The sequence below is a fragment of the Caryophanon tenue genome (assembly GCF_001700315.1).
GTDB classification, from domain to species: domain Bacteria; phylum Bacillota; class Bacilli; order Bacillales_A; family Planococcaceae; genus Caryophanon; species Caryophanon tenue.
Genome location: NZ_MASJ01000012.1, coordinates 24046 through 50283 on the forward strand (window position 1 = coordinate 24046; position 26238 = coordinate 50283).

Sequence of the window (26238 nt, forward strand, 5' to 3'; positions counted from 1 at the left end):
TTATGCTAAATCTTCCACAAACGCAGCGAGTGTACGTACCATTACGCCTGTTCCGCCTGCTGTGCCTGTTGCATACGCCGATTTTGTATCGGACGTTCCTGCGATGTCTAAATGAATCCAAGGCATATCCCCAACGAATTCTCCGACAAAACCACCACCAAAAATCATATGACCATCGCGACCTGGTGAATTATTATAGTCTGCTACGTCTGATTTACGAATACGTTTTTTATCATTTTCTGTTAATGGTAAACGCCAAATAAATTCATCCGTATCCATCGATGCTTCTAATAACGTTTCAAATAACTCGTCATTATTTGTTAACGCACCTGTTTTATCCATACCAAGCGCAATAATGACACCGCCTGTTAATGTTGCAACATCTACAATTGCTTCCGCACCTTGCTGCTGTGCATACACAACAGCATCTGCTAACACAAGACGACCTTCTGCATCTGTATTTAATACTTCGACTGTTTTGCCGTTATACATTGTAATAACATCATCTGGCTTAATCGCTTCGCCTGAAATCATATTGTCCGTTGAACCAATTACCGCAACGACATTTTTCGCTGGTTTCACTTGTGCGATAACGCGCATTGCGCCAAGTACAGCTGCTGCACCGCCCATATCACCTTTCATACCAACCATGCCGTCTTTTGGCTTTAATGAGTAACCGCCTGTATCATACGTTACGCCTTTCCCAACTAAGCCAATTACATTGTCCCAAGAATCTGTGCCTTTGTATTTCAACGTAATAACACGTGGCTCTTCAACAGACCCTTTATTCACCGCTAAAATACCGCCCATGCCAAGCTCGACGATTTCCGATTTTGTTAATACTTCCACTTCTAAGCCAAATTCTTCTGCCATATTCACCGCGTAGTTCGCCAGCTCAGTTGCTGTTAACAAATTTGGTGGCATATTTACTAAAGAACGTGCTTCATTTTGCGCTTCTGCGTAAATGCGTCCTACTGTGAAGCTTTCGATAACTTCCTCTTCATCAGCTGCTGATACAAGTTCTACAGTTGTTAATACAACGTCTGGTGCGTTCGATGTTGTTTTATAATTCGGCACTTTATAGCCGCCTAACACTAATCCTTCAGCCGCTAAATACGCTACTTGCTGCGCATCAATTGTTGCTGTTATAAATGTATCAAGGGCAATCGCGACGTTATCCCCTTTTAAAGCTTTCGCTGCTAAGCCAAAACCGTTACGTAATGTTGCTGTCGATACGTCTTTGCCGTCACCAATACCGATAAACATTAGACGTTTTACCGCCGTATGTACAACAGGAATGGTCGTGATTTTTTCAGCGCCAGTGGCAATATCCTCTGATTTAATCCATTCTGCGACATCAACACCGTATACTTTTGCTACGTCAATCGTTGCTTGTGATGGATGCTTTGCGACACCAATTACTAATGTGTTTGCTGTTAATTGTTTGACTGCTGTCATTGTTATTTGCATATATATGTGCCTCCACTATCGTAAAGTTGCACCGTCAAGCGATGCGTTCGCTTTTATTATACCGTAAATTCACCGCCCAACGAATATTTCGCCTTACGAATTTTTTTAATGTTTTAGAAGCAGATTGGGTATACTACTAATAACGATTGTTGAGGGGTGAGCATTTATGGAATTATTAATGAATAAACCATTATTACTTGCACTTGCTTGTGTAGTCATTGCCCAGCTATTAAAAGTGCCGATTCAGTATATGTTAACGCGAAAATTTGACCTTTCCCTACTTAACTCGACAGGTGGTATGCCAAGCTCTCACTCCGCTGCTGTTTGTGCGCTTGCTACAGCAATTGCCTTTGAGCATGGCTTAGGTTCTTCCATTTTCGCACTCGCTGCTATGTTTGCCATTATTGTCATGTACGATGCGACACATGTCCGTTATGAAGCAGGACAACATGCCGCGAGTATTAACGACTTGTACAAGCAAATGACGAAGCTGTTTGATGATTTACGGATGACAACTGGAGAAACGCGTGATGCAGCCATTCGCGACGATTTAAAAACCTTGCTCGGTCATAAAAAAAGCGAAGTGTATGCAGGCTGTTTAACAGGTATTGTGATGGCGAGTAGCTACTATTTATTTTTCCAGAGCTAAATATTCCTGTGATATCAAAAAAACGCAAACCGCCAGATGTCGGTTTGCGTTTTTTGATATCCATATATGTACATTAAAACATGCGATACCCTGCAGCGCGCAGTACACGCATCGTAATGCCTGATACAATCGCACCGACAAAACCGCCACATAAAATAACAATATCGACTATTTGCAACGCTGTAAAACGTTCAATAAGTGCCGGCCATGCCATGGTTGGCTTAAAAATATAGTCGAGCCAGCTCACTTCATCAATAATAAACATCACAATAACGGGATAAATCAATGCCATCATCCATGTTACACGCAGTAACATATTGAGTAAAAAACCAATGCCAAAGAACATCACAAAAAATAATACAACCGATACGATCATTTGCACTAATGAGATTTCATTCACATGACACGCCCCCAATCCTCTTACAATAAGTGTACATGAACGCGCATTTCATTACAATAACGCAAGAATTTATAAAAACACTTTATACTCCGTATACCCAAAAATAGGGTCTGCAGTAATCGTCTCGCGCGCCTTTAATAACTCCTGCAAATTCCCTTCCGTCGCAAATGCTCGAATCATAAATGATGAAACAGGGTCATCGACAAGCGCTGTTGGATGAATCCAACATGCTTCTTGAATTTCTCGCTCTTGAATACAAATCACTTGTTGCTCATCATTCGCTGAGGCTAAAAAGACTACCATGTTGTCACTAATATCGTCTTGTAATACCCCACTGCGAATGCCGTATACACCTTCTATCTGACAATCAATGCCCGTTTCTTCTTTCACTTCACGCTTCGCTGCGGTATCAAGCGTTTCCCCTGCATCAACAAAGCCTGCTGGAATTGACCACACACCTTTTAAGCCACCATATGTTTTTTTTACTACGAGCCATTCACCTTTCGTATTCGTCACAATTGTGCCTACTCCGAGCCATACTTTTCCACGTTCTTTTTTCACCTATCTCACTCCTTGTCATCAAAAAAAGCGTCCCTCGATTGACTCTCGGAACGCTTGTATGCATGTTCACCGTTAAAACGGCTTAAACTTCCCTTTTTTCGCTACAAGTGCTGGACCACCAATTAATAAGAGCGCTCGGTTATCAACAACCTTTTTAAGCGCTGCTGCTGGCTTACCAACGAGTTTTTGTCCAAAAGGTGCACCAATTGCTGAGCTATGCCCAAGTGAGCACACAGCGCCTTTATCGCTATATACGAAATGCTCTAATGCTTCACCATGCATTAGGTGACGAATATTTTTCGCAATTGTCACCGCTTGCTGCATCGCAATTTGTGCGGTTGGTGGATATGGACGCTCCGTTTCAGGATTTAAAATAACTGCACAGTCGCCTACAATAAATACATCATCGTAGCCTGGTGCACGTAAATCTTCACGTACCATAATGCGTGCGCGGTTATTTTCAATACCGCTTGATTCAATTAATGAATTTCCGCGTACACCCGCTGCCCAAATAACCGTACCCGCTTCAATAAAATCAAATGCATCCTCACCTGTTTTAATTTTCACACCCTCTGCTGTTGCTTCAACAACCGGTGTGCCAATTGAAAACTCAATTCCTTTTGACGTTAAATAATCTTTTGCATAAGCTACCAGTTGCTCATCAAAACCTGGTAAAACAGTCGGTGCTGCCTCTACACAAATGATACGTACTTTATCGTGTGGAATGTGGAACTCCTCACAAAGCTCAGGCACACGGTTCGCTAACTCCCCTAATAGCTCGATGCCAGTAAAGCCTGCGCCACCAACAACAATTGTTAATTTCGTATCATCTTTTTCCTCGTCTTTTGCCCACGATGCAAATTGGTACTCAATATGCTCGCGTACATTTCGTGCTGTATTTAAATCTGCAAGTGCTAACGCATGTTCCTTTAACCCTTTAATGCCAAATGTTTCGCCCTCGAAGCCTAAGCCAATGACTAAATAATCATATGTAAGCTCGCCTTCTGTTGTCGCAATTGCTTTATTTGCGACATCAACATTCGTCACCGTTGCTTTTAAAAACTGTACGCCACCACCAACAATATCCGTTACTGAATAGCTTGCTCGTTCTGGTGAAATGGTTCCCGCTGCTACCTCATGTAGCCACGTTGTTTCATAGTGATACTCGTTTTTATTGACCAAAATAATATCTGCATGTTGTGTGCCCACGATTTTCTTGACGTTCACTGCTGTCGTTAAGCCACCATATCCTGCGCCTAAAATCACAATTTTTGGTTTTTTCACTTCTCACAACCACCTTTTCATATTTTGCACTAAGTCAACTACTGTACTTAGCAAAAATTACTTTCAAGCATTTTCCTATAGTTTTATTCTATTTGTTTCAATATGGTTTTTCAACTTATAGTCGTAATTTGCAAAAACAAAAGCAATTGAGACCAAAAGAAATATCCTTCAGCAACGACAACTGCTGAAGGATATTTTTCTGCTTTTAGGTGCTACTTATGAATCCATACTGAATTTTATAAACGTATACACGCTTCAAATAACACGACAAAAACAACATAAAAAAGCCTCCTTCATTTGTGATGTTTTGCAACATACAAACCAAGAAGGCTTGGCGTACCCAGTTTGATCGCTGTGTACATACCGTATTCAGCTGTTATTTACAAGCCACCCTCACAACTATTACTCACAAGGTTGTGGCTCTGCTGGGCGTGCTGCTGCTTTAAAGCTTGTACCACAGCCGCAGTTCGCGATGGCATTCGGGTTGTCGATTGTGAAGCCGCCACCCATTAATGATTGTTTGTAATCAATTTTTGTACCCGCTAAAATTGGTGCGTCTTCGCCAGCGACTACGATTTCTAAACCATGTTGATTATCTAAAATGTCATCGTCATTTTTCTCTGTTGTGAATGACATGCCGTATGTTAAGCCGCTACAGCCTCCACCATTTACGCCAACACGTAAAAATGCACCCTGCTCTTCGTTATGCTCCATCATTTCTTTAATGCGAAATGCTGCTGCTTCTGTAATGATGACTACTTGTTTTTCTACTGCCATTACTGGTCACCTTCCTTTATATTCTTATTATCTATATTTGTGCGTGTTTTTTCAATTATTTCGTTCTAAATAGAAGAACTGTGTCTTTCGTTCTGATATAATATAACCACTAATTCATTTCGTTAAGTAAGTAAAAACACACAAAAAGGAGGCGGCATATATGGAACTTTCTCCATACTATGAAAAGAAAGTGGATTGTCTGCACTGTAAACGTTCATTTAAATCATTGAAGGTTCGCAAAAATGCGATTCGCATTGCGTCAACAGATAGTGATTTTCGCCCAACGTATGTCGATACGTCGGTCAATGGTCTATTTTATAATGTCTTCGTCTGTGAACATTGCGGTTATTCATTTACGGAAGACTTTACACCTTATTTCGCTCCAGGCGTTCTACAACAATTAAATGAACAAGTATGTGCGCGCTGGATTCCGCATCACTTTAATGGTGAGCGTTCTACCCACCAAGCAATCCAATCCTATAAGCTTGCCTTCCTATGTGGTTCGATAAAAAAAGAGAAGCATATTATTTTAGCCGGTCTACTTTTGCGTTTAGCTTGGCTATATCGTGATTTACAAAACAAGCCACAGGAGCAACGTTTTTTACGTATGGCACGTCAGCACTATAGCGATTCGTATTCAAATAGTGACTATGAAAAAATGCAAATGTCCGAAATGCGCGTGCTCTATATGGTTGCTGAGCTATCCTTCCGTCTCGGTGATATTGAACAAGCCACACGTTATTTCTCACGTATTATTGAGCGACAATCTATCGGTGGCGACGCCAAAATTGTTGACCTCGCCAAAGAACGTTGGGAAAAGGTTCGTGAAATTCGCGAGCGGCAACGTGCACAGCAACATGTATAATCAAAGAGCTCTTCACAGTTTCGTTGTGAACAGCTCTTTTTTCATTTCAATACATTATGTCTATTTGGTACACTAACAATAAAAAGGAAGATTTCACCATGCCAATTTACAATAAATTAGTACGCGATGGAATTTTAACAATCATTGAGCAAGATGGTCTACGTTATCATGCGAAAACACTTGAGCCACAAGAACATTTACACCATATTCAGCAAAAATTACTTGAAGAAGTGCAGGAACTTTCTGCAACGACAACTACAAAAGAGGCGGTCGAGGAACTAGCGGACATTTTAGAGCTAATTCACGCAGCATTAATACGTTACGAAACATCCTTTGACGAGCTAGAAGCTGTACGCCTAACGAAAAAACAACAGCGAGGCGGATTTGAACAGGGTATTTATTTAATCGATGTGGAGGATTCTTAAATGAAGCTCATTACAACAAATTTAGTGCATGACCTACAACAACTTAGTGACGATGCGACACATATTGCATGGGTAACGGCGTTCGCGATGAAGTCAGGCGTACAACTCATGCTGCCAACGCTTCAACGTGCGAGTGAGCAACAGTGTACCATTCAGCTACTAATTGGTGACTATTTAGCCATTACACAGCCAGATGCCCTTGAACTGCTGCTAACTGAATTGCCCCATGCAGAGTTACGCCTTTATGAAACATATGGACAAGCCTTTCATCCAAAAGCGTATTTATTTCAGCACCGTCAGACACAGCATGTCATTGTCGGCTCGTCAAATTTATCGAAGTCTGCAATGACAGCTGGTATTGAGTGGAATTTACATACTGTCGACGCTACTACGTTCGAACATGCGGTCGAGGAATTTCAACAGCTTTTTTATGCACCACAAACGGTACCGTTAAATACGATGACACTTGCTCAGTATCGCGAGCGTTATGAACGAGCGAATACAGTACGCCCTTTATCTAACGCTTGGAATGAAGCAGACGAAACAACGCTTATGTACGGCGCAACGTCCACACATGTGTCCTATACATATGAGCACGCTGAACCGCTTCCTGTCATTGCACCGCGCCCTGCGCAACAGCTTGCATTACAGGCACTATACGAGACTGTGACACAAGGCTATTCAAAAGCGCTCGTTGTACTGGCGACAGGTCTTGGTAAAACGTTTTTAGCCGCCTTTTTTGCACAGCGCTACAAACGTATTTTATTTGTCGCACACCGCGATGAAATTTTACAGCAAGCACATGAAGCGTTTTCGCTCATTTATCCTGAACGGACGCGTGGCTACTTCCATCGTACCGAAAAGAATACAACATGCGATATCGTCTTTGCATCGATTTATACACTTAGTATGCCGACACATCTCCATAAATTTGATGCGCGTAATTTTGATTTAATCATCGTTGATGAATTCCATCATGCAGTAGCACCGACATACCAGCGACTACTCCAGCATTTTTCACCGCAATTTTTACTCGGTATTACGGCAACACCAGAGCGTACAGATAATAAAGATGTATATGCTTTATGTGATGGCAATGTCGCGATAGAAATCCACTTTTTAGATGCCATTAGTAAGCAGTGGCTAAGTCCATTTCAGTATTACGGTGTGCGTGATAGGATTGATTATCGTTCGATTCGCTGGCTTGGGACGAAATATGACGAGCAACAATTAATAGACGCACAACAGCAGCATGACGTAGCACATGCCATTTTCCAAAAGTGGCAAATGTACAAACAAAGCCAGACGATTGGTTTCTGTTCATCGGTTGCACAAGCTCGTTATTTAGCCCACTATTTTTCAGAGCAAGGCGTTCATGCGCGAGCATTAACAGGCACAGATGACTTACCTTACCGCCAACACATACGCCAACAGTTACGAGACGGTACCATTGATATTATTTTTACGGTCGATTTATTTAATGAAGGTGTTGATATTCCAACCGTTGATACACTCTTATTTGTGCGCCCTACAGAGTCACTAACGATTTACACGCAACAAATTGGGCGTGGCTTACGCTTAGCAGAAGGAAAATCACATTGTGTCATCATTGATTTTATCGGCAATTACCGCAATGCTGAACGTAAATTACGCTTATTTTACCCAAATCTACAGCCGACTGAGTCGCTACCGATTAGCACATATACACAAATTGACGGCACAGCGTGTACATTACAGTTCGATTTAGAAGTGATTGATTTAATTGAGGAAATGACGAAAAAACAGCAATCGTATCGACAACAAATTATCGATGCCTTCTCTCATTTACAAGCCGACCTTGGTACACGACCGAGCTATTTACACATGCATTTGTATAGCGGTTTTCGTGCGCTGAACTTAGCAAAAGAATTTGGTGGCTACTTTGCCTTTTTACATGCCATCGGACAACTATCTCCCAGTGAGCAACACATTTACGAGACGTACGCAGCATTATTAAAGGACATCGAAAAAACAGCGATGACAAAAAGTTATAAAATGGTGTTACTGCGTGCGATGTTACTGCGTGGCGAAACATTGTGGCACACAGCGATTGAAGCATCTGAAGTCGCTCCTTATTTTTCCGCCTATTTACAGCAAGCACCGCAGTCACATATTGATGTGATTGACCACCAACCGTCCAAAGTTCGTTCGTTAATTAAACGGATGCCGATGTCAACATGGGCAAAGAGCAGTAAAGGTCTTGTCCAGTTTGATGGCACGACCTTTTCATTCACGTCAACCATTGCTACAGAACATCAAGCAGTGCTATACGACTGGGTACAGCAAATTTGTGCATTCCGTTTGCATACGTATTTTGAAAAGAAAAGCATATAAAAAAACCTTGAAGGAACTCATCCTTCAAGGTTTGAATGTGTATTAGAATACTTGCTCTACTTCAATAATACCTGGTACTTCTTCTAATAATGCGCGTTCAATACCAGCTTTTAATGTGATTGTAGAAGATGGGCAACTACCGCATGCGCCTAATAAACGTAATTTAACGATACCGTCCTCGATGTCTACTAATTCACAGTCGCCACCATCACGTAATAAGAATGGGCGTAATTTATCTAAAACTTCTTGTACTTGGTCTCTTTGTGCTGCTTCTGTCATTTGTCTCTCGACTCCTTTCTTTATAATGATTATAATTGTAGATAAGAAAAAAATCCATTATTGAATACGAAAGGTTGGAATTTTCATGACTATTACAGAACCAATCATTGAAATCTTTGGCGCAGACATCATTTGTGCTAGCTGCGTTAATGCCCCTTCTTCAAAAGATACGTACGAGTGGCTAGATGCTGCAATTCGACGTAAGTACCCGGAACAATCATTTATCATTCGCTACATTGATATTGAGAATGCCTTAACGGATGCGCGTGAGCAAGACTACGCAGCTCGTATTCAAGATGATGAATTTTTTTACCCGCTCGTATTAATTAACGATGAAGTAATTGGCGAAGGCTATATCCAGCTGAAGCCCGTGTTTTCAAAGTTAGAGGACCTTGGCTTTACAGCACCACAGTAATGATAGGAGCTAGCGCTAAACATCATTTAGCCTATAGCATTATTGGTTGTACTTTTATGGAAGCTAGGCGCGACTTCTGCAAAAGAAACGTCGCCCTTCATATAGCCAATTTATCAAAGAACGAACGAAAGAGGTTTGAACAGAACCTTATTTCTGATGAAAATAAGTTCATTGAGATGATAAGAATTTGCTGGTGCGTCCCGACACAAGCGGCGACTTCTGCAGGAAAAGCAATGTTTTTCTGCGACGAGGTACCGCATGCGCATGCGCTTTTAATAGAGGAACATCTGCCAAAAACGCCACGTCGTGTGGCAAGGCAGATGTGACAAACATCGTGTTTGCCTCAAGCCATGCCTGCGAAACGCGTCCGCTATGTGGAGTAGCACCCAAAGCAGAAAAATATCCTTCAGCAGTTGTCATTGCTGAAGGATATTTCTTTTTGTACCAATCTCTTTCGTCATTTTAGTGGTAGGTGTTCGTTTAAACGCCTGCCTCTTTTACATTGTATTAGTTCGTATTTTGACGTTTGTACATCCATAATAAACCTGATTTCATTAAACGTGCAATACGGCCTGTTACTGTCGTATCTGCTAAGTGTACGAAACCTTGCTTTTTCCCTAGAGAGCCCATGAAGCCTTTTAGCTTAATTTCTGGCATTTTCTCTGGTAATGGTTGGTTCATCCAACGTGCTTTTAATACTTTCACAACAACTTCGCCTTGCTCTTCTGCAAGCTGTGCAGTTGGTGCTAATGTTGATGATGCACAGTCACCGATTACGTATACATGCTCATCATCTGGTAAGTTCATATATTGTGTTACAACTGGGCGGTTAAACTTATCTTTTTCCGCTTCCATATCACGTACGATTTTCACTGGTTGTACACCAGCCGTCCATACGATTTCATCACACTTAATAATTTGGTCATGGTTATGCACTTCGCCTGGGCCTACAGCCGTTACGTTCGCTTTTGCAATTACTTCTACGTCATGCTTTTCAAACCATTGTTTAATGTATTCACTTAACTTCTCTGGGAAGTCACGTAAAATGCGGTGAGAACGGTCAAATAATTTAATGTTTAAATCTGAACGACTTTCACGTAATTCACTTGCTAGCTCAATCCCACTTAAACCAGCACCGATAATGCCGACTGTTGAGCCTGGTGGTAAACCACATAATTTTTCAAACGTGCTACGCGCTTTTGCGATTGTTTGGATACTATGTGTGTATTCTGGCGCACCTGGTACACCATGGTATTTATCTTCACAGCCTAAACCAATGACTAAATCATCATAATCAACGACTGTCCCGTCTGCTAATAATACTGTTTTTTCTTCACGATCAATTTTCACGATTTCCCCATAAACGTGCTTTAATCGTGCGTTATCTGGAAAGGCTACACGCACTTCCTTATCCGTTGATGTACCCGCAGCTAACGCATAAAATTCTGTTTTTAAGCTGTGGAATGGTGTGCGATCTACTAATGTAATTTGCACATCATTAGGTAAATTGTTTGGTAAAAGACGCAGTAAAACGCGCATATTACCATAGCCGCCACCTAATAATACTAAGTTTCGCATATTGTTCTGTTCTCCTTCGAAATTCATTGTTCACTATATTGTAACAAAGCTCAAGTATGAGTATATAACATTGTGATAACTTTCACAAGCGCTTTTACTTCTATTTGACGTAGAAAAAAAAACAGAGTAGCATAACGTATAGTGAGGTGAAAAATCCATGAATCCAATGGTGGAATTTTGCATTACGAACTTGGCAAATGGTGCACAAGACGTATATGACAAACTAGAATTAGACCCTAATGTCGACGTGTTAGAATACGGATGTTTAAGCTTTTGTACGGAATGTGCAGAAGGATTATATGCCGTTGTAAACGGTGACCTTGTAACAGGCAATGACGCAACCGATTTACTTCAAAATATTTATCAATATATCGAAGAAAACCCGATGTGGTAAATCGTTTACACATAAAAAAGCAACGGCGACATGACGTAGTAGTCTGTTCCCCGTTGCTTTTCTTTTTAATCACATTGAATCTTCAAGTGCCGCGTATGCATCCATATTTTCAACAAGAATGCTCGGTGGTTCTGGCTTATCAAATACTTCATGAGCAGGTGTAACGCCCGTGTTCACATGAATCGTATCGATCCCAAAACGAATCCCACTTAAAATGTCGGTATCATAATTGTCGCCAATCATGACCATGTCTTCTTTTTCAAAGCCATGCATATCTGCAATCAGCTCCAGCATGACTGGTGATGGCTTGCCAATATAAATCGGCGTAACACCTGTCACACCTTCTACAAGACGTGCTAGCGAACCGTTACCGGGTACAAAGCCGTTTTCATTTGGAAACTTCACATCGCCATTTGTTGCAATAAATACCGCTCCACTTTGCACCGTTAAACAAGCATTCGCTAATGTTGTATACGTTAATTCACGGTCAATGCCCATCATAAAAACATCCGCTTCAATCGTATCGACTACTTGTAAATCAAGTGCCTCCGCTGCTGTAAGAAGCCCATCAGACCCCATCAAACGAACGCGTGCCTCTGGATAATGTAACTTTACATATTGCGCCGTTGCCATTGCGCTTGAATACAGATGGTCAATTGGTGCTGTAATACCAATCGCCGCTAATGATGCTTGCAATTGTTCAGGTGTTTTCGATGAATTGTTCGTTACATAAAATGGCTCAATGCCACGAGCTTGTAAACGATGTATGTAACGTACCGCGCTTTCAATGGCAGACTTCCCTTTATAAACCGTACCGTCTAAATCAAAGCAATACGCCTTATATTGTTTCATCTATTCTTTCTCCGGTAAAAACGCTGATACAGGCCCTAATTCGTTTACTAAATAATCTTGTACAAGTCCTGAGAAGCGCTTTAATTGTGGTAAATTTTCGCTAAATACCGTATATACTTTATCGTTGTCCACCGCAATAAAATCACGCACAAGCATTTTGCGTAAATCAACAACTGCTTTTAATGGTGCTTCCATATCTGCTGGAATAACTTTTTCATCTAATAAAATATCAATAATATCATCATAGCTACCTGGGTCGCGCATTACGAAACCATCAATCATGACGTTTCCGACATCCATCATCGCTTCCATAGCATTGTGGGCAATGCGTTGTAACGCTAATTGTGCAACAGCGTCTGTTGTCCAATTGTCCTGTGCTTCAAAAATAGCTAAAATCTCATCTAAATGTTTACATGTTGCTGTAATTTTTGTACGATCTACGAAATACATAGTAGAATCCTCCATTTCCGACTCTTCCGAAATACCCCGCGCGTGAAATTTCAGTTGCGGCTCTTTTCCTTTCTATAGTACCATATCTGTAGAATTGGTAGGTGATGAAAAATGGAACGTTTTTTCTTGTATGATGACGTAGAAGATTCGAAAACGCGCTTTGTAAGCTTTACCGGTAGAAAACTGCGCTATGATTTAGCAATTGTGCAATCAAGTCGCTTCTTTGGCAAAGTATTGGTGCTCGATATGCAGATGGGTAATTTTGCTATTATGGGGCCTGATGATGTAGAAGAAGAAGGCTATATTGAGCACGTGTATAAACGTACGGAAGAAGAGGCTGAAGATTTACGTGAATACTTACGTGAATTATTAAATTAGTCGTTCGATATTGCAAAAGGCTGTGCTAACCGTCATTTTGACGTGTAGCACAGCCTTTCTCAGTTTTTATACACCTTACTGCTCTACATCAACCACTACTTCTGCTGGTGGAATAAAGGCATTTGTTGGCATCTCCAGTGATGGCGCTGATTCTGCTATCGCGCTATTGTCCTCCACCGCTTGAACCGATGCACTTTCAACTACAGGTGCTGCTACTTTCCCTACTTTACGCAGGACAAAATACGCACAACCAAAATTACAATACTCATACAAATAATCGGCAAGTGTACTAATTTTTGTATCAAATGATGCCTTTTGATTTTTATCTTCAAAAAAGCCTTTTAGTCGAAGCTGACCGTAGCCCCAATCGCCGACAATATAATCATATTTATTCAAAATTTCCGCATAGCGGCCATTAAAATCTTCCTGCTTAAAAGCATCGCGGTAATCTGTGATCAGCTCATACTCAAATCCATCTATTATTACCAAGCTTTTCACCTCATTAACTAATTTCGATTCGTTTTTCACCTTGGCGCTGACGCTCTTTCGCAGCCGCATTTACTTGCTCATCCGCATGATAACTACTACGAACAAGTGGGCCTGCTTCACAATGGCTAAAACCTTTATCCATTGCAATTTTACGTAGCTTGCCAAATTCAAGTGGTGAATAATATTTTTGTACAGCTAAATGCTTTTTCGTCGGCTGTAAATATTGACCAATCGTCATAATATCGACGTTGTTTGCACGTAAATCGTCCATTACTTCGATAATTTCTTCCCACGTCTCACCAAGACCAATCATTAATGATGATTTTGTTGGCACATCTGGTTGCATCTCCTTTGCACGACGTAAAAATTCAAGTGAACGGTCATATTTAGCACGCGCGCGAACTCTTGGCGTTAAGCGACGAACCGTTTCGATATTATGATTTAAAATATCTGGCTTCGCATCCATTAGCATTTGTAAATTTTCTTCAATTCCACCCATATCAGATGGTAATACTTCAATTGATGTAAAAGGCATACGGCGGCGAATCGCGCGCACCGTTTCAGCAAATACAGCTGCTCCACCGTCCTTTAAATCATCACGAGCTACTGCTGTTACCACAACATGCTTTAAATTCATTAACTCCACTGAATCTGCTACACGTTCTGGTTCTGCTAAATCAAGCTCATTTGGTAACCCCGTTTTCACTGCACAAAAACGACATGCGCGTGTACAAACTGCACCTAAAATCATAAATGTCGCCGTACGACGTTCTCCCCAGCATTCATGAATATTTGGACAACGTGCTTCCTCACATACAGTATGCAAGTTTTTTTCACGCATTAGTTTTTTCAAACCTTTGTACTCATCATTTGTATTCAGTTTAATTTTTAACCAATCCGGTTTTCGTAATTGCTCACTTTTTCCATTTGTTGGTTTACAAGATGTCATACTTCTTCCGCCCCCATTGTGTTAGTTGTATGTATCAATGAAGTCAATGTAACATACTTCCCACGCGCCAACAAGTGTTATAGCCGAATGTTTTTATACAAAAAAAGGAAACGAAAATGACGTCTCCTGTTGTAGCACACTATGTTTCCTCTGTTGTCGGAGAATAATTCAATTCCATCGACTCTATCATAACACCGGGTGCTTCATGTAAATTAATTTCATAAGTAGCCACGACCACCTGTTGATGCTCTTCAAAAATACGAATCCATGGCATCGCAGGAATCGTCGTATTTTGACGCGAAATAACGCCGCGACGACCATCCGATAGCTTTACGACGGTACCGTTTGGATAATGGACAACGGTACACTTTAACGCAGCAACCACTTTTGCGTCATACAATGTTCCTTTGCCATTTTCAATAATTTGTAAAGCTTTCACAGGCATCATTCTTGAACGATATACGCGTGTCGATGTCATCGCATCAAACACATCCGCTACAGCAATAATTTTGGCATACGGATGAATTTCAAAATCGACAAGCCCTCGCGGATAACCACTGCCGTCTAAACGCTCATGATGTTGGAATGCACAGTGCGCTACAATTAATGAGATGGAGTGCAAATTGCGTAAAATATCAAAGCCAAAGCGCGCATGCTGCTTCACTTCTTCAAATTCCTCATCTGTTAAACGCCCAGGCTTTTGTAACACGTCTGTTGAAATCATCATTTTCCCAACATCATGTAAAATCGCACCTAATCCGATAATGCGTAATTCATTCGCATTGTAACCAAGTTCTTGTCCCATTGCTAGTGCGTACATCGCGACTTGAAATGAATGCTGGTAAATATATTCGTCATATAAATAAGCATCCATTAATACCGTTAACATTTCTTCACTATTTAAAATAGATTGCAATAAATCTTCCACTAAAAAGTTCAGCATTTTCGTCTGTTGATCAAGCACATACGATGCTTTTTTCGGATCCATTTTGCGAATTTTTTGGAAGGAATCTGTAATGTTAGAAACGACCTTTTTTCGAACATGACTAGGTATAGACTCCTGAATTTCGATGCCTTTTGTCAGCTCATCATCAATATACATATATTTAATTTGCAGCTGCTTTAAGCGATTAATAATCGTAGGGGATACGGCTACACCTTGTTGCAGAAGCGGATGTCCTGCTTCATTCCATATCGTTCTTCCAATGATCATTCCTACTTTTAGAGCATCGATTGATATCAATCGCATCCCATCACGCCTTCCTCCCTAGTCATAAGTAACTAATCTCATTATATAGTTAATACCGTAAATAAGAAATATTTATTCAATCTTTACACAAATATTTTTTGTGCATAATGACGGAATATGTCTCGTAAAAAATACGGTAAAATATATTCTTTCTTTGCATATTTAAAACTTGGAAAGAAAAAGCCAAATGTATACATATCAAGTGTAATTAATTTATATACCTTTTGTGGCTCTACAACTTGCCCTTGCACTTCTAGCTCATGCTGCGCATTTAAATACATGCCGTAGTGAAGCATATTACCTAACACTACACCACGAAAACCTAACCCTTTCATTTCCTTCCGCGGCCATTCATCATTAAAGGACTGTAAATACGCTTCTTTTAACTGTGCGCCTGTTAACTCCACGACACATACATTAATTGGATGTGGCAGCACCTTATGCAAATCATACGCAGTAACAGCGCCTGCTTGTAAATCATACTTAAAAATGCCCGCATGGAACATGACACAATCACCATCCACTTGCTCAAATAGCGCTTTAGCAAAAAAGCGTGATAACTGCGAATGATGATACCACTCTTTATTAAAATACGTTGGCAACTCAAACAATATCTCGGTATGCTGCTGACGCGCAAGTTCGACTAATTGTGTATCAAAAGATGCGTCGTGCGGCTGCTGAGGGAGCTGTGAACAGTCTAATAATCGCTCATGTCGGGATACGACACTTTTCTTGTTGTGGTCGTAGCCAATCGTTAATTCACCAATGTATTGCCCGTACTTGCCACCGCCCGTTAACAGCACATCATTATGCATCTCGCCATGCAAAAATACATGGTGTGTATGCGCACCAAAAATAACAGTTAGCTCTGGACATTCTTGCGCTAACAATTCATCTTCCCGAAAGCCTAAGTGAGATAAGCACATCACAATATCAACATCGTGCTGAATGCGCTGCACCTCTTCTATAATCGCTTGACGTGGCTCAGTTGTTGTCCATCCGAGACGCTCATAAAAGACACGAAAATCTGCCGTTGCTGCGACGAAACCAATTTTTGTACCTTGCTTTGTTGTATAAATTGTAGACGGCTTTAACCACGCAGGGTCTTTGCCGTTTTTACTCGTTAAGTTCGCCACAATAACATCAAATTCAGCCTCATCATATAAATGTACCAAGTCGTCATGGTCTAATGTAATGCCTTCATTATTGCCAATCGTTGCGATATGATAGCCCGCATTATTTAACAGTTCGACATTTCCTTTTCCAAGTGTCGCCTCTGTAAAAAAGTTTGAGCGGTCCATATGGTCACCTAAGTCAATAACAATCGTGTCATGACCTAGCATATTCGCTTGCGCACGTGCCGTTTGAATAAACCGTGCCGTTTGTTGCCAATACGTAAAATGGCTATGTAAATCATTTGTATGTAGTATTTGAATAGTTTCAATCATGCCATCGAGCTCCTTTTATACGCTACCCATTATTCCAATAATAACAGAACGCACCCCCATAATGAGTAAAACGATACGCAAAATTATGACAAGTGTTTGCGATTGTAATTTTTTCGTCATGGCTGCGCCAAGCTTCCCACCGATGTACCCTCCAATCACCACGGGTAAGACATTTGCCCATGGAATATTGCCAAGCGTCATATGACTGCCTGCATTAATCAACGAGCTTAAAAAGACTAAAAACATCGACGTTGCAACCGCAATATGTGGTGGAAAATGAAATAGAATCAGCATCGCTGGCACAAGTAACGCGCCGCCACCAATGCCAAATAATCCAGACAACATCCCAACAAAAAATGACAGTACAATCGCAAAAGATATCGGATAGCCGTACGTAAACTGTTTGCCATTTGCATCGGTAAAATGGCGTACCTTACTACGACGAACAAACCAATGAATCGGTGTTAACTTATCACGCACAATCATAATCGTAGCTAATGTGATTAACAACACACCAAAAAATAAATGGAATGAATCTTTATCAAAATACCCATTTAATAGCGCGCCAACTACAACGCCCGGCGCTGCGCCAACAAAAAAGGTCAGCCCTGCCTTATAGTCGACAAGCCCTGATTTCATATACGACATACTCGACCCAAGCCCTGTAAAAATCATCATCATGACCGATAAAGCAACGGCAGATTGCGGTGTTAATGTCGCTATCCACGTTGTATGCTCACTCACATATAAAGAGCCAGGGACAAGTATCACACCGCCCCCAAGCCCTAATAACGCGCCTAAAAACCCTGCACAAATAGCAATTAATGCTAGCACCACTACGCCCATTAAAAATCTCCTTCAAACAAACCGATTTGTTTCGGTGATAAATGTGTATACTCAATATTCATCATCTCTTGGAATTGCTTCGCATTTTTCGCTGCATGCCCACCTGAGTTATTGTTGAAAATCACAAATACATCATTCGCTTGCTTCATCAACGTTTCAGTATGTGCTACAAGCTGCTGTAACTCTTCTTCATTATAATCATACAGAGTACGCACTTTACGCCAATCTGCTGCATTTCCAATATTGCGCCAGCCGTGCAAATTACGCCCGTGCAAACGGAAAAATGCTTTTGGAGCCGTCGCTACAGGCACAAGTGGTACTGAACCACTGCCTGCTTGTGGCTCATCACACACAACATGAATAAACTGCTGATTACGTAAAAACTGAAGCGTCCCTTCACGGTATTTGTCTTGATACCACGTTTCATTACGAAACTCAATCGCTACTGGGTAATCTGCTAATTGCTGGCGCAAATAACGTAAATACGTAATATTTTGCTTTTGACAGTCAAACCATGGTGGAAACTGTGCTAAGACGCAGCCTAGCTTGCCATGCTTTACAAATGTATCAAGCGCTGTACGATAGGCATTAAACATATCATTTTTCGTTTCAAATGGATTATTTTCTCCGCGCTGATGTCCCGTAATTCCTTGATACGCCTTTACGATAAATTGAAATTTATCGGGTGTTTCACTGCACCACTTATCGACATTCTCTGGGCGCGGAATAGCATAAAAGGACGTATCTAATTCCACACATGGAAAATGCCCGCTATAATCGAATAATTTATCACGCGCGGCTGTTGCCTCACTATATAATAACGGATGGTCACTCCATCCTGTCGCACCAATATAAATCAAAAAATCACCTCTCTTTAATAATAGGAGAAAGTGTCCTTTTTCGCAAAGAACAGATAAAAAAGCCCCCATGCATACGCATGAGGGCTTGTAAGGTTGTGTCGGAATTATCCGATAGAACCTTCCATTTCGAACTTGATTAAACGGTTCATTTCTACCGCGTATTCCATTGGTAATTCTTTTGTGAATGGCTCGATGAAGCCCATTACGATCATTTCTGTCGCTTCTTCTTCAGAAATACCACGAGACATTAAGTAGAATAATTGCTCTTCAGATACTTTTGAAACTTTCGCTTCGTGCTCTAAAGAAACTTGGTCGTTTAACATTTCGTTGTATGGAATTGTATCAGATGTTGATTCGTTATCCATGATTAAAGTATCACACTCGATGTTCGCGCGTGCACCTTTAGCGTTTTTACCGAATTTCACTTGACCTAGGTAAGTTACTTTACCGCCTTGTTTGGCAATCGATTTAGAAACGATTGTTGAAGACGTGTTTGGCGCTAAGTGAATCATTTTTGCACCAGCATGTTGGTGTTGACCTTTACCAGCAAGTGCGATAGATAATGTCATACCACGTGCACCTTCACCTTTAAGGATACATGCAGGGTATTTCATTGTTAATTTAGAACCGATATTACCATCGATCCATTCCATTGTACCACCAGCTTCTACAACTGTACGTTTTGTAACTAAGTTGTATACGTTATTAGCCCAGTTTTGGATTGTTGTATAACGGCAGTAAGCATCTTTACCAACGATAATTTCTACTACAGCTGAGTGTAAAGAGTTCGTTGTGTAAACTGGTGCTGTACAACCTTCTACGTAGTGTACAGAAGCTTCGTCATCAACGATAATTAATGTACGCTCGAATTGACCCATGTTTTCAGAGTTAATACGGAAGTACGCTTGTAATGGCGTATCCACTTTAATACCTTTTGGTACGTAAATGAATGATCCACCAGACCACACTGCAGAGTTAAGTGCAGCGAATTTGTTATCTGTGTAAGGAATTACAGTACCCCAGTATTTCTTGAAAATTTCTTCGTTTTCTTTTAACGCTGAATCCGTATCTTTGAAAACGATACCCATATCTTCAAGGTCTTGCTTCATGTTGTGGTAAACTACTTCTGATTCGTACTGTGCAGATACACCTGCTAAGTACTTTTGCTCGGCTTCAGGAATACCTAATTTATCAAATGTTGCTTTGATTTCTTCTGGTACTTCATCCCAAGACTTTTGCGTTGCTTCAGATGGCTTTACGTAGTACGTAATTTCATCAAAGTTTAATGATGAAAGGTCTCCACCCCATTGAGGCATTGGCATTTCATAGAATTTGTGTAGAGCTTTTAAGCGGTAGTCTAACATCCACTGTGGCTCTTCTTTCATATTTGAAATTTCACGAACGATTTCTTCAGTTAAACCACGTTCTGAACGGAAAATTGATACGTCCTTGTCATGGAAACCATATTTGTAATCGCCGATATCTGGCATTTTTTTCGCCATGTTGTTCTCCTCCGTTCGATTTCAATTACTCTCCAGTCGTAAGGGACACATGCCCCTTACTTGTATAGAGAAATCGATATTCTTATTCTTGTACGCCCTTTTGCATTGCTTTCCATGATAGCGTCGCACATTTAATACGCGCTGGGAACTTTGCAACACCTTGTAATGCTTCCACATCACCTAGGTCGAATTTTTCGTCATCATATTCTTCGCCAAGCATCATTTGAGAGAAAATCTCCGCAAGCTCGTTTGCCTCTTCGACTTTTTTCCCTTTAATGATTTGCGTCATCATAGATGCTGAAGACATTGAAATTGAACAGCCTTCACCGTCAAATTTTGCATCTTTTACAATGCCGTCTTCTACTAATAACGTTAAGTGGATACGATCTCCACACGTTGGGTTATTCATATCAATCGTTACACTTGTATCATCTAAAGCCCCTTTATTACGAGGGTTTTTATAATGATCCATAATCACTGAGCGGTATAGTTGATCTAAATTATTAAAAGACATCGTTGAAATACTCCTTCGCCGTACGCAATCCTGCAACAAGCTTGTCAATATCCTTCTCATCGTTGTACACGTAGAAGCTTGCACGAGCTGTTGCCGACACATTTAACCATTTCATTAGCGGTTGAGCACAGTGATGACCAGCACGAACGGCAACACCGTTCATATCTAGTACCGTCGCGACATCGTGTGGGTGAACATCATCTAAATTGAATGTCACTAAACCACAACGTTTATTCGCATCACGTGGTCCGTAAATCACAAGGCCATCAATTGTTTCAAGTTGGTCCATTGCATAAGCTGCTAATGCATGCTCATGTGCTGCGATATTATCAAGGCCGATTTCCTCTAAAAAGTCGATAGCTGCACCAAGACCTACTGCACCTGCAATAATGGGTGTACCACCTTCAAATTTCCAAGGAAGCTCTTTCCATGTTGCATCGTATAAACCTACGAAATCAATCATTTCTCCGCCAAACTCAACTGGTTCCATATTTTCAAGGATTGCTTGTTTACCATATAGTACACCAATACCCGTAGGAGCGCACATTTTATGCCCAGAGAAAGCAAGGAAATCACAGTCTAAATCTTGTACATCAATGCGTAAATGTGGTGCGCCTTGCGCTGCATCTACTACCATGATGGCACCGTTTTCGTGTGCGATTTGTGTTACTTCTTTGATCGGGTTAATGCTGCCCATAACGTTTGAAGCCATACCCATTGCTACGATTTTCGTATTTGGTGTAATTTGTTTACGGACATTTTCTAATGTAATTGTGCCGTCTGCTTCTAAATCAATGTATTTTAACACCGCGCCTGTTGCCTTTGCAGCTTGCTGCCAAGGAATTAAGTTCGCATGGTGCTCCATATACGTAATGACAATTTCATCGCCTTCTTTTAAGTTTTGACGTGCGTAACCGCTCGCCACTAAGTTAATTGAAGTCGTTGTTCCACGTGTGAAAATAATTTCTTTTGTTGATGTTGCGTTAATGAATTTACGTACTTTATCACGAGCACCTTCATACGCATCCGTTGCGCGATTCCCTAAAGAATGCACGCCACGGTGAACGTTTGAGTTATCTAGCTCATAATAGTTTTTCACAGCTTCAATGACCTGAATTGGCTTTTGTGAAGTTGCTGCGCTATCAAGATAAACAAGCGGATGCCCGTTTATTTCTTGATTTAAAATTGGGAAATAGCTTTTAATGTCTTTTAGCATTATCGAACTTTCCTTTCGATAACCTCCGTCAGCTGCTTTTTAACGCCTTCGATTGGCAGATTATTTACAACTGGCGCAAGGAATCCGTGAATTACAAGGCGCTCTGCTTCTGCTTGTGAAATACCACGGCTCATTAAGTAGTAAAGTTGAGCTGGGTCAACACGACCAACAGATGCTGCGTGTCCTGCTGTTACATCGTCTTCATCAATTAAAAGGATTGGGTTAGCATCGCCACGTGCGCCTTCAGAAAGCATTAATACGCGAGACTCTTGCTCTGCATTTGCTTTTGTACCGCCGTGCATAATGTGACCAATACCGTTAAAGATTGATTGCGCTGAATCCTTCATTACACCGTGTTTTAAAATTTGACCATCAGAGTTTTTACCCCATTGGCGAATTAACGTTGTGAAGTTTAATTTTTGAGAACCTGTACCAACTGTTACCATCTTGAAGTCAGATGTAGAGTTGTCACCAACTAAGTTCGTTGTGTTTTCATAAATTGTATCTGAATCTGTCATTAAACCTAATGCCCAGTCGATTTTCGCATCACGTTCAGCGTGACCACGACGGTTCATATAAGCTGTGAAGCCGACAGTTAAGTTATCCACTGCACCGAATGTAACTTGCGCGTTATCTTTTGCAATTACTTCTGTTACAACGTTTACTAAACCTTTTGCTTCTTCTACAGTAGAGATATACGTTTCAACATATGTTACTGCTGAAGATTCTTCTGCCACTACTAATACGTGGTTGAATAAAGAAGCTTCTGCATTGTCGTGTACGAATACTACTTGAATTGGCTCTTCCACTACTACGTTACGTGGTACGTATACGAATACACCACCGTTAACAAGTGCAGCATGGTAAGCTGTTAATTTATGCTCATCTACTTTTACAGCAGTTGTCATGAAATATTTTTCAACTAAGTCAGCGTGATCGCGAACTGCAGTTTGAATATCTGTAATAATTACACCTTTTGCTTGTAATTCTTCTGAAATACGTGTGTATGCAGGTGTGTTGTTGCGTTGGATATAAAGGTTAGCTTGCTCTGCATCTACTACTGCCTTTACCGCTTCTGGTAACTCATCTAATGAAGCGTATGCTGCGCTTTCCACAGTGTGTGCTGGGAAATCGATGAAGTTCCATTTTGTAATATTTGTGCGATCAGGTTTTGGGAAGTTTAACGCAGTCGCTTGCTCTAATGCGTTAGCGCGGAAGTCAGCGAATGCTTGTGGCTCTCCGTGTTGTTGTGAGAACGCGCGAACTTCTTCTACCGATAACGCTAATTTTGTTTCAACCGTCATCTTGAACGTCCTCCTTAAATTATGCTTCTTCTGTTACTGCGTCTGCGTCTTCGATACCTAATTCAGCTTTAATCCACTCGTAACCTTCAGCTTCTAGTTTTTGAGCTAATTCTTGGCCACCAGATTTAACTATTTTACCTTGCATCATTACGTGAACGTAGTCAGGTGTGATGTAGTTAAGTAAACGTTGGTAGTGAGTGATCATTAAGCAGCCGAAACCTTCGTCGCGCATTTCGTTGATCCCTTTAGATACTACTTTTAATGCGTCGATATCTAAACCAGAATCGATTTCATCTAAAATACCGAAAGTTGGTTTAATCATCATCATTTGTAAAATTTCGTTACGTTTTTTCTCACCGCCAGAGAAGCCTTCGTTTAAGTAACGTTGCGCCATTTCTTCTGGCATTTCTAAGAAGTCCATTGTTTTGTCTAATTCTTTGATGAATTTCATTAATGAAATTTCATCGCCTTCTTCACGACGTGCATTGATTGCAGAACGTAAGAAGTCAGCGTTTGTTACGCCAGCGATTTCTGATGGATATTGCATCGCAAGGAATAAACCTGCTTTTGCACGCTCATCAACTTCCATTTCTAAAACGTTTTCGCCATCAAGGAAAACTTCACCTTGTGTTACTTCATATTTAGGGTGACCCATAATTGCTGAAGCTAACGTTGATTTACCAGTACCGTTAGGACCCATGATTGCGTGTACTTCGTTTGTATTAATTGTAAGGTTTACACCTTTTAAAATCTCTTTACCGTCGATTTCAACGTGTAAATCTTTAATTTCTAAAGTTGCCATTATTATACCTCCGTATATGTTCATTATGAGAGAAATGCCCCTCATTTATCATCATTCACAATCTTAACTGAAAAGCAAAGTCAATGCAACAAATTAGAATCATTTTAATGTAAGAGTTTTTAAATTTTCTGCTTGCCTATGCAAAATAATTATACATATCACAGTAATAACAAGGATTTGGTGATTTTCCATGAACTTCATATTTTCAATAAGAATCACCTAATTGAGAATTAATTTCACTAATTGTGCATGTTTTTTAAACGTTGCTATCATTTTACTTATCATAATGCCTTCCGCTTCGAACATTTGCTATGGAACGCTAAAGAAGCAGCCTACGTGTTTATACGTAGACTGCTCAATCTATTAGAAAGAGGCGATACTTTGGGGGTAATGCCTCGTTTCTACCTATTAGATATGTTACAGAGACACAACTTCCTTCGCTAAAAACGTATGGATAGCTGCTGCGGCTTCGCGTCCTTCACGAATCGCCCATACTACTAAACTTTGTCCGCGGCGCGCATCTCCTGCTGTAAATACGCCTGGCACTGTCGTTTGGTAATCTTTAATTGTTGCTGCGACACGATTATTAATTAGCTCTACGCCAAATCGTTCTGGTAAGCTGCGTTCTACACCTTCGAAGCCGATTGCTACAAAGACATAATCTACAGGCCATACTTTTTCTGTACCTGGCAGCTCTTTAAAGTAATGGAAGCCGTCTTCACCTAAGATTTTTTCCATATAAATTGTGTGTAACTCTTTAATGTTGCCCTCTGTATCTGAGACGATTTTTTCCGTCTGGATACAATATTCACGTGGGTCACGTCCTAATTTCGCGTCCACTTCTTCGTAAGCATAATCAAATGTAAAAATGCTTGGGTCTTTTGGCCACATCGTTTCTTCTGTACGTGCATTTGGTAATTTTGGATGCTTACCAAACTGGACAACCGATTTACAGTTTTGACGAATCGCTGTTGCGACACAGTCTGCACCTGTATCACCACCACCGATAATGATAACGTTTTTCCCTTCTACATTCATCGCTTGCCCATCTTCAAAGTTTGAACGCACATAACTCTTTGTTACGCTCGTTAAATAATCCATCGCTAGTACCACACCGTTGCCTTCTGAGCCTTCAATACGTAACTCACGCTGCTTTTGCGCACCTGTCGCAAGTAATACGGCATCATACTGTGCGCGAAGTTCCTCCGCTGTAATGTCAACACCGACTGTTGTGTTGTACACAAAATCAATACCTTCTTGCTGTAACAAACGAATACGACGCTCAATAACTTCCTTTTCAAGCTTCATATTCGGAATACCATACATTAATAAGCCACCAGCTCGGTCATCGCGCTCATATACCGTTACGCTATGACCTTGTTGATTTAACTCGTCCGCTGCCGCTAAACCAGCCGGACCTGAACCGATAATCGCCACCTTTTTCCCTGTGCGAGTACGCGGAACACGTGGCATTACCCAACCTTCTTCAAAGCCTTTATCAATAATCGAACGTTCAATAGATTTAATGGCTACAGCGGGTTCATTAATACCGAGTACACATGAGCTTTCACAAGGCGCTGGACAAACACGCCCTGTAAACTCTGGGAAATTATTCGTTAAATGTAAACGGTCTAACGCTTCCTTCCACTGTCCACGGTATACTAAGTCGTTCCACTCGGGAATAACATTGTTGATTGGACACCCTGCTGCTGTACCACGAATTTCAATCCCCATATGGCAAAATGGTGTGCCACAATCCATACAACGTGCACCTTGTGTTTGCAAATCTTTATCCGATAGGCGTGTCGCATACTCTCCAAAATGCTCGATACGCGCTAATGGTGGTTGTTCTTTCGTTTTTTGTCGTTTATATTCGATAAATCCTGTTGGTTTTCCCACAGTGAACCCC

The 26238-nt window shown here is 40.9% G+C and carries 28 protein-coding genes; 7 read left to right on the plus strand and 21 right to left on the minus strand.

What is annotated here, in order from left to right:
- A complete protein-coding gene (locus A6M13_RS07760) occupies positions 1–1470 on the minus strand; it encodes a leucyl aminopeptidase (protein WP_066544716.1) in 1470 nt (489 codons plus the stop codon).
- Between the two features lie 166 nt (positions 1471–1636).
- On the opposite strand from A6M13_RS07760, the gene A6M13_RS07765 reads away from it, so the two are divergent.
- Positions 1637–2119, plus strand: a complete 483-nt coding sequence (locus tag A6M13_RS07765) for a divergent PAP2 family protein (protein ID WP_066544718.1) — start codon at positions 1637–1639, stop codon at positions 2117–2119.
- Between the two features lie 73 nt (positions 2120–2192).
- Here A6M13_RS07765 and A6M13_RS07770 read toward each other — a convergent pair whose 3' ends face one another.
- The 4 genes from A6M13_RS07770 to A6M13_RS07785 all read right to left on the minus strand — a co-directional run bounded on the left by A6M13_RS07770 (position 2193) and on the right by A6M13_RS07785 (position 5141).
- Entirely contained in the window at positions 2193–2495 is a 303-nt protein-coding gene (locus A6M13_RS07770; protein ID WP_211270301.1) for a YuiB family protein, read from the minus strand.
- A gap of 93 nt (positions 2496–2588) precedes the next feature.
- Entirely contained in the window at positions 2589–3080 is a 492-nt protein-coding gene (locus A6M13_RS07775; protein ID WP_066544721.1) for an NUDIX domain-containing protein, read from the minus strand.
- Positions 3081–3152: 72 nt separating this feature from the next.
- Entirely contained in the window at positions 3153–4364 is a 1212-nt protein-coding gene (locus A6M13_RS07780) for an NAD(P)/FAD-dependent oxidoreductase (RefSeq protein ID WP_066544722.1), read from the minus strand.
- A 402-nt stretch (positions 4365–4766) separates the two neighbouring features.
- Entirely contained in the window at positions 4767–5141 is a 375-nt protein-coding gene (locus A6M13_RS07785; RefSeq protein ID WP_066544724.1) for a HesB/IscA family protein, read from the minus strand.
- 160 nt (positions 5142–5301) lie between these two features.
- On the opposite strand from A6M13_RS07785, the gene A6M13_RS07790 reads away from it, so the two are divergent.
- From A6M13_RS07790 to A6M13_RS07800, 3 genes are all read left to right on the plus strand, one after another.
- Positions 5302–6006 (plus strand): DUF2225 domain-containing protein, encoded by a 705-nt coding sequence (locus A6M13_RS07790; RefSeq protein ID WP_066544726.1) that lies wholly within the window; start codon positions 5302–5304, stop codon positions 6004–6006.
- Positions 6007–6104: 98 nt separating this feature from the next.
- Positions 6105–6431, plus strand: coding sequence for a nucleoside triphosphate pyrophosphohydrolase (locus A6M13_RS16105; protein WP_066544728.1), 327 nt, complete (start codon positions 6105–6107; stop codon positions 6429–6431).
- Entirely contained in the window at positions 6432–8804 is a 2373-nt protein-coding gene (locus tag A6M13_RS07800; protein WP_066544732.1) for a DEAD/DEAH box helicase family protein, read from the plus strand.
- A gap of 42 nt (positions 8805–8846) precedes the next feature.
- Here A6M13_RS07800 and A6M13_RS07805 read toward each other — a convergent pair whose 3' ends face one another.
- The gene (locus A6M13_RS07805; RefSeq protein ID WP_066544734.1) at positions 8847–9083 is read right to left on the minus strand and encodes a NifU family protein; all 237 of its coding nucleotides are present in this window, start codon (positions 9081–9083) and stop codon (positions 8847–8849) included.
- Positions 9084–9168: 85 nt separating this feature from the next.
- Between A6M13_RS07805 and A6M13_RS07810 the strand changes: the two genes are divergently transcribed.
- A complete protein-coding gene (locus tag A6M13_RS07810) occupies positions 9169–9498 on the plus strand; it encodes a YuzD family protein (RefSeq protein ID WP_066544738.1) in 330 nt (109 codons plus the stop codon).
- A 507-nt stretch (positions 9499–10005) separates the two neighbouring features.
- On the opposite strand, the gene A6M13_RS07820 is transcribed toward A6M13_RS07810, so the two are convergent.
- Entirely contained in the window at positions 10006–11076 is a 1071-nt protein-coding gene (locus A6M13_RS07820) for an NAD(P)/FAD-dependent oxidoreductase (RefSeq protein WP_066544741.1), read from the minus strand.
- A 157-nt stretch (positions 11077–11233) separates the two neighbouring features.
- Here A6M13_RS07820 and A6M13_RS07825 point away from each other — a divergent pair, with 157 nt between their 5' ends.
- Positions 11234–11470, plus strand: coding sequence for a YuzB family protein (locus A6M13_RS07825; RefSeq protein ID WP_066544743.1), 237 nt, complete (start codon positions 11234–11236; stop codon positions 11468–11470).
- Between the two features lie 69 nt (positions 11471–11539).
- On the opposite strand, the gene A6M13_RS07830 is transcribed toward A6M13_RS07825, so the two are convergent.
- Both A6M13_RS07830 and A6M13_RS07835 read right to left on the minus strand, forming a co-directional pair.
- Positions 11540–12322, minus strand: coding sequence for a TIGR01457 family HAD-type hydrolase (locus A6M13_RS07830; RefSeq protein ID WP_066544745.1), 783 nt, complete (start codon positions 12320–12322; stop codon positions 11540–11542).
- Positions 12323–12772 carry a DUF86 domain-containing protein gene (locus tag A6M13_RS07835; RefSeq protein WP_066544748.1) on the minus strand — a complete coding sequence of 150 codons (450 nt, stop codon included), beginning with the start codon at positions 12770–12772 and terminating at the stop codon, positions 12323–12325.
- A gap of 111 nt (positions 12773–12883) precedes the next feature.
- Here A6M13_RS07835 and A6M13_RS07840 point away from each other — a divergent pair, with 111 nt between their 5' ends.
- Positions 12884–13150 carry a DUF3055 domain-containing protein gene (locus tag A6M13_RS07840; protein ID WP_066544750.1) on the plus strand — a complete coding sequence of 89 codons (267 nt, stop codon included), beginning with the start codon at positions 12884–12886 and terminating at the stop codon, positions 13148–13150.
- Between the two features lie 75 nt (positions 13151–13225).
- Here A6M13_RS07840 and A6M13_RS07845 read toward each other — a convergent pair whose 3' ends face one another.
- From A6M13_RS07845 to A6M13_RS07900, 12 genes are all read right to left on the minus strand, one after another.
- Positions 13226–13639, minus strand: a complete 414-nt coding sequence (locus A6M13_RS07845; RefSeq protein ID WP_083998274.1) for a YutD family protein — start codon at positions 13637–13639, stop codon at positions 13226–13228.
- A gap of 13 nt (positions 13640–13652) precedes the next feature.
- The gene (gene lipA, locus A6M13_RS07850) at positions 13653–14588 is read right to left on the minus strand and encodes a lipoyl synthase (RefSeq protein ID WP_066544752.1); all 936 of its coding nucleotides are present in this window, start codon (positions 14586–14588) and stop codon (positions 13653–13655) included.
- A gap of 139 nt (positions 14589–14727) precedes the next feature.
- The gene (locus A6M13_RS07855) at positions 14728–15837 is read right to left on the minus strand and encodes an HD-GYP domain-containing protein (RefSeq protein ID WP_066544756.1); all 1110 of its coding nucleotides are present in this window, start codon (positions 15835–15837) and stop codon (positions 14728–14730) included.
- Between the two features lie 83 nt (positions 15838–15920).
- Entirely contained in the window at positions 15921–17285 is a 1365-nt protein-coding gene (locus A6M13_RS07860) for a bifunctional metallophosphatase/5'-nucleotidase (protein ID WP_066544758.1), read from the minus strand.
- A gap of 15 nt (positions 17286–17300) precedes the next feature.
- A complete protein-coding gene (locus A6M13_RS07865; RefSeq protein WP_066544760.1) occupies positions 17301–18131 on the minus strand; it encodes a sulfite exporter TauE/SafE family protein in 831 nt (276 codons plus the stop codon).
- Complete coding sequence (locus tag A6M13_RS07870; protein ID WP_066544762.1) at positions 18131–18991, minus strand: DUF72 domain-containing protein; 861 nt, start codon at positions 18989–18991, stop codon at positions 18131–18133. The genes A6M13_RS07865 and A6M13_RS07870 overlap by 1 nt, the downstream gene beginning before the upstream one ends.
- 104 nt (positions 18992–19095) lie before the next feature.
- The gene (sufB, locus tag A6M13_RS07875) at positions 19096–20493 is read right to left on the minus strand and encodes a Fe-S cluster assembly protein SufB (RefSeq protein WP_066544764.1); all 1398 of its coding nucleotides are present in this window, start codon (positions 20491–20493) and stop codon (positions 19096–19098) included.
- Positions 20494–20575: 82 nt separating this feature from the next.
- Positions 20576–21007: a Fe-S cluster assembly sulfur transfer protein SufU gene (sufU, locus tag A6M13_RS07880; RefSeq protein WP_066544767.1), complete on the minus strand. Its 432-nt coding sequence runs from the start codon at positions 21005–21007 to the stop codon at positions 20576–20578.
- A complete protein-coding gene (locus A6M13_RS07885) occupies positions 20997–22226 on the minus strand; it encodes a cysteine desulfurase (protein ID WP_066544768.1) in 1230 nt (409 codons plus the stop codon). The genes sufU and A6M13_RS07885 overlap by 11 nt, the downstream gene beginning before the upstream one ends.
- Positions 22223–23527: a Fe-S cluster assembly protein SufD gene (sufD, locus tag A6M13_RS07890; protein WP_066544769.1), complete on the minus strand. Its 1305-nt coding sequence runs from the start codon at positions 23525–23527 to the stop codon at positions 22223–22225. The genes A6M13_RS07885 and sufD overlap by 4 nt, the downstream gene beginning before the upstream one ends.
- Before the next feature lie 19 nt (positions 23528–23546).
- Positions 23547–24329, minus strand: a complete 783-nt coding sequence (gene sufC, locus A6M13_RS07895; RefSeq protein WP_066544771.1) for a Fe-S cluster assembly ATPase SufC — start codon at positions 24327–24329, stop codon at positions 23547–23549.
- Positions 24330–24746: 417 nt separating this feature from the next.
- Entirely contained in the window at positions 24747–26228 is a 1482-nt protein-coding gene (locus A6M13_RS07900) for a glutamate synthase subunit beta (protein ID WP_066544772.1), read from the minus strand.
- Positions 26229–26238: the final 10 nt, after the last annotated feature.

Bases quoted from the DNA above. Each gene is read 5' to 3' on its own strand.
- A6M13_RS07760 (WP_066544716.1), bottom strand. From the start codon at position 1,470: ATGCAAATAACAATGACAGCAGTCAAACAATTAACAGCAAACACATTA.
- A6M13_RS07765 (WP_066544718.1), top strand. From the start codon at position 1,637: ATGGAATTATTAATGAATAAACCATTATTACTTGCACTTGCTTGTGTA.
- A6M13_RS07770 (WP_211270301.1), bottom strand. From the start codon at position 2,495: ATGATCGTATCGGTTGTATTATTTTTTGTGATGTTCTTTGGCATTGGT.
- A6M13_RS07785 (WP_066544724.1), bottom strand. From the start codon at position 5,141: ATGGCAGTAGAAAAACAAGTAGTCATCATTACAGAAGCAGCAGCATTT.
- A6M13_RS07790 (WP_066544726.1), top strand. From the start codon at position 5,302: ATGGAACTTTCTCCATACTATGAAAAGAAAGTGGATTGTCTGCACTGT.
- A6M13_RS16105 (WP_066544728.1), top strand. From the start codon at position 6,105: ATGCCAATTTACAATAAATTAGTACGCGATGGAATTTTAACAATCATT.
- A6M13_RS07800 (WP_066544732.1), top strand. From the start codon at position 6,432: ATGAAGCTCATTACAACAAATTTAGTGCATGACCTACAACAACTTAGT.
- A6M13_RS07805 (WP_066544734.1), bottom strand. From the start codon at position 9,083: ATGACAGAAGCAGCACAAAGAGACCAAGTACAAGAAGTTTTAGATAAA.
- A6M13_RS07810 (WP_066544738.1), top strand. From the start codon at position 9,169: ATGACTATTACAGAACCAATCATTGAAATCTTTGGCGCAGACATCATT.
- A6M13_RS07820 (WP_066544741.1), bottom strand. From the start codon at position 11,076: ATGCGAAACTTAGTATTATTAGGTGGCGGCTATGGTAATATGCGCGTT.
- A6M13_RS07825 (WP_066544743.1), top strand. From the start codon at position 11,234: ATGAATCCAATGGTGGAATTTTGCATTACGAACTTGGCAAATGGTGCA.
- A6M13_RS07830 (WP_066544745.1), bottom strand. From the start codon at position 12,322: ATGAAACAATATAAGGCGTATTGCTTTGATTTAGACGGTACGGTTTAT.
- A6M13_RS07835 (WP_066544748.1), bottom strand. From the start codon at position 12,772: ATGTATTTCGTAGATCGTACAAAAATTACAGCAACATGTAAACATTTA.
- A6M13_RS07840 (WP_066544750.1), top strand. From the start codon at position 12,884: ATGGAACGTTTTTTCTTGTATGATGACGTAGAAGATTCGAAAACGCGC.
- lipA (WP_066544752.1), bottom strand. From the start codon at position 14,588: ATGACATCTTGTAAACCAACAAATGGAAAAAGTGAGCAATTACGAAAA.
- A6M13_RS07855 (WP_066544756.1), bottom strand. From the start codon at position 15,837: ATGCGATTGATATCAATCGATGCTCTAAAAGTAGGAATGATCATTGGA.
- A6M13_RS07860 (WP_066544758.1), bottom strand. From the start codon at position 17,285: ATGATTGAAACTATTCAAATACTACATACAAATGATTTACATAGCCAT.
- A6M13_RS07865 (WP_066544760.1), bottom strand. From the start codon at position 18,131: ATGGGCGTAGTGGTGCTAGCATTAATTGCTATTTGTGCAGGGTTTTTA.
- sufB (WP_066544764.1), bottom strand. From the start codon at position 20,493: ATGGCGAAAAAAATGCCAGATATCGGCGATTACAAATATGGTTTCCAT.
- sufU (WP_066544767.1), bottom strand. From the start codon at position 21,007: ATGTCTTTTAATAATTTAGATCAACTATACCGCTCAGTGATTATGGAT.
- sufD (WP_066544769.1), bottom strand. From the start codon at position 23,527: ATGACGGTTGAAACAAAATTAGCGTTATCGGTAGAAGAAGTTCGCGCG.
- sufC (WP_066544771.1), bottom strand. From the start codon at position 24,329: ATGGCAACTTTAGAAATTAAAGATTTACACGTTGAAATCGACGGTAAA.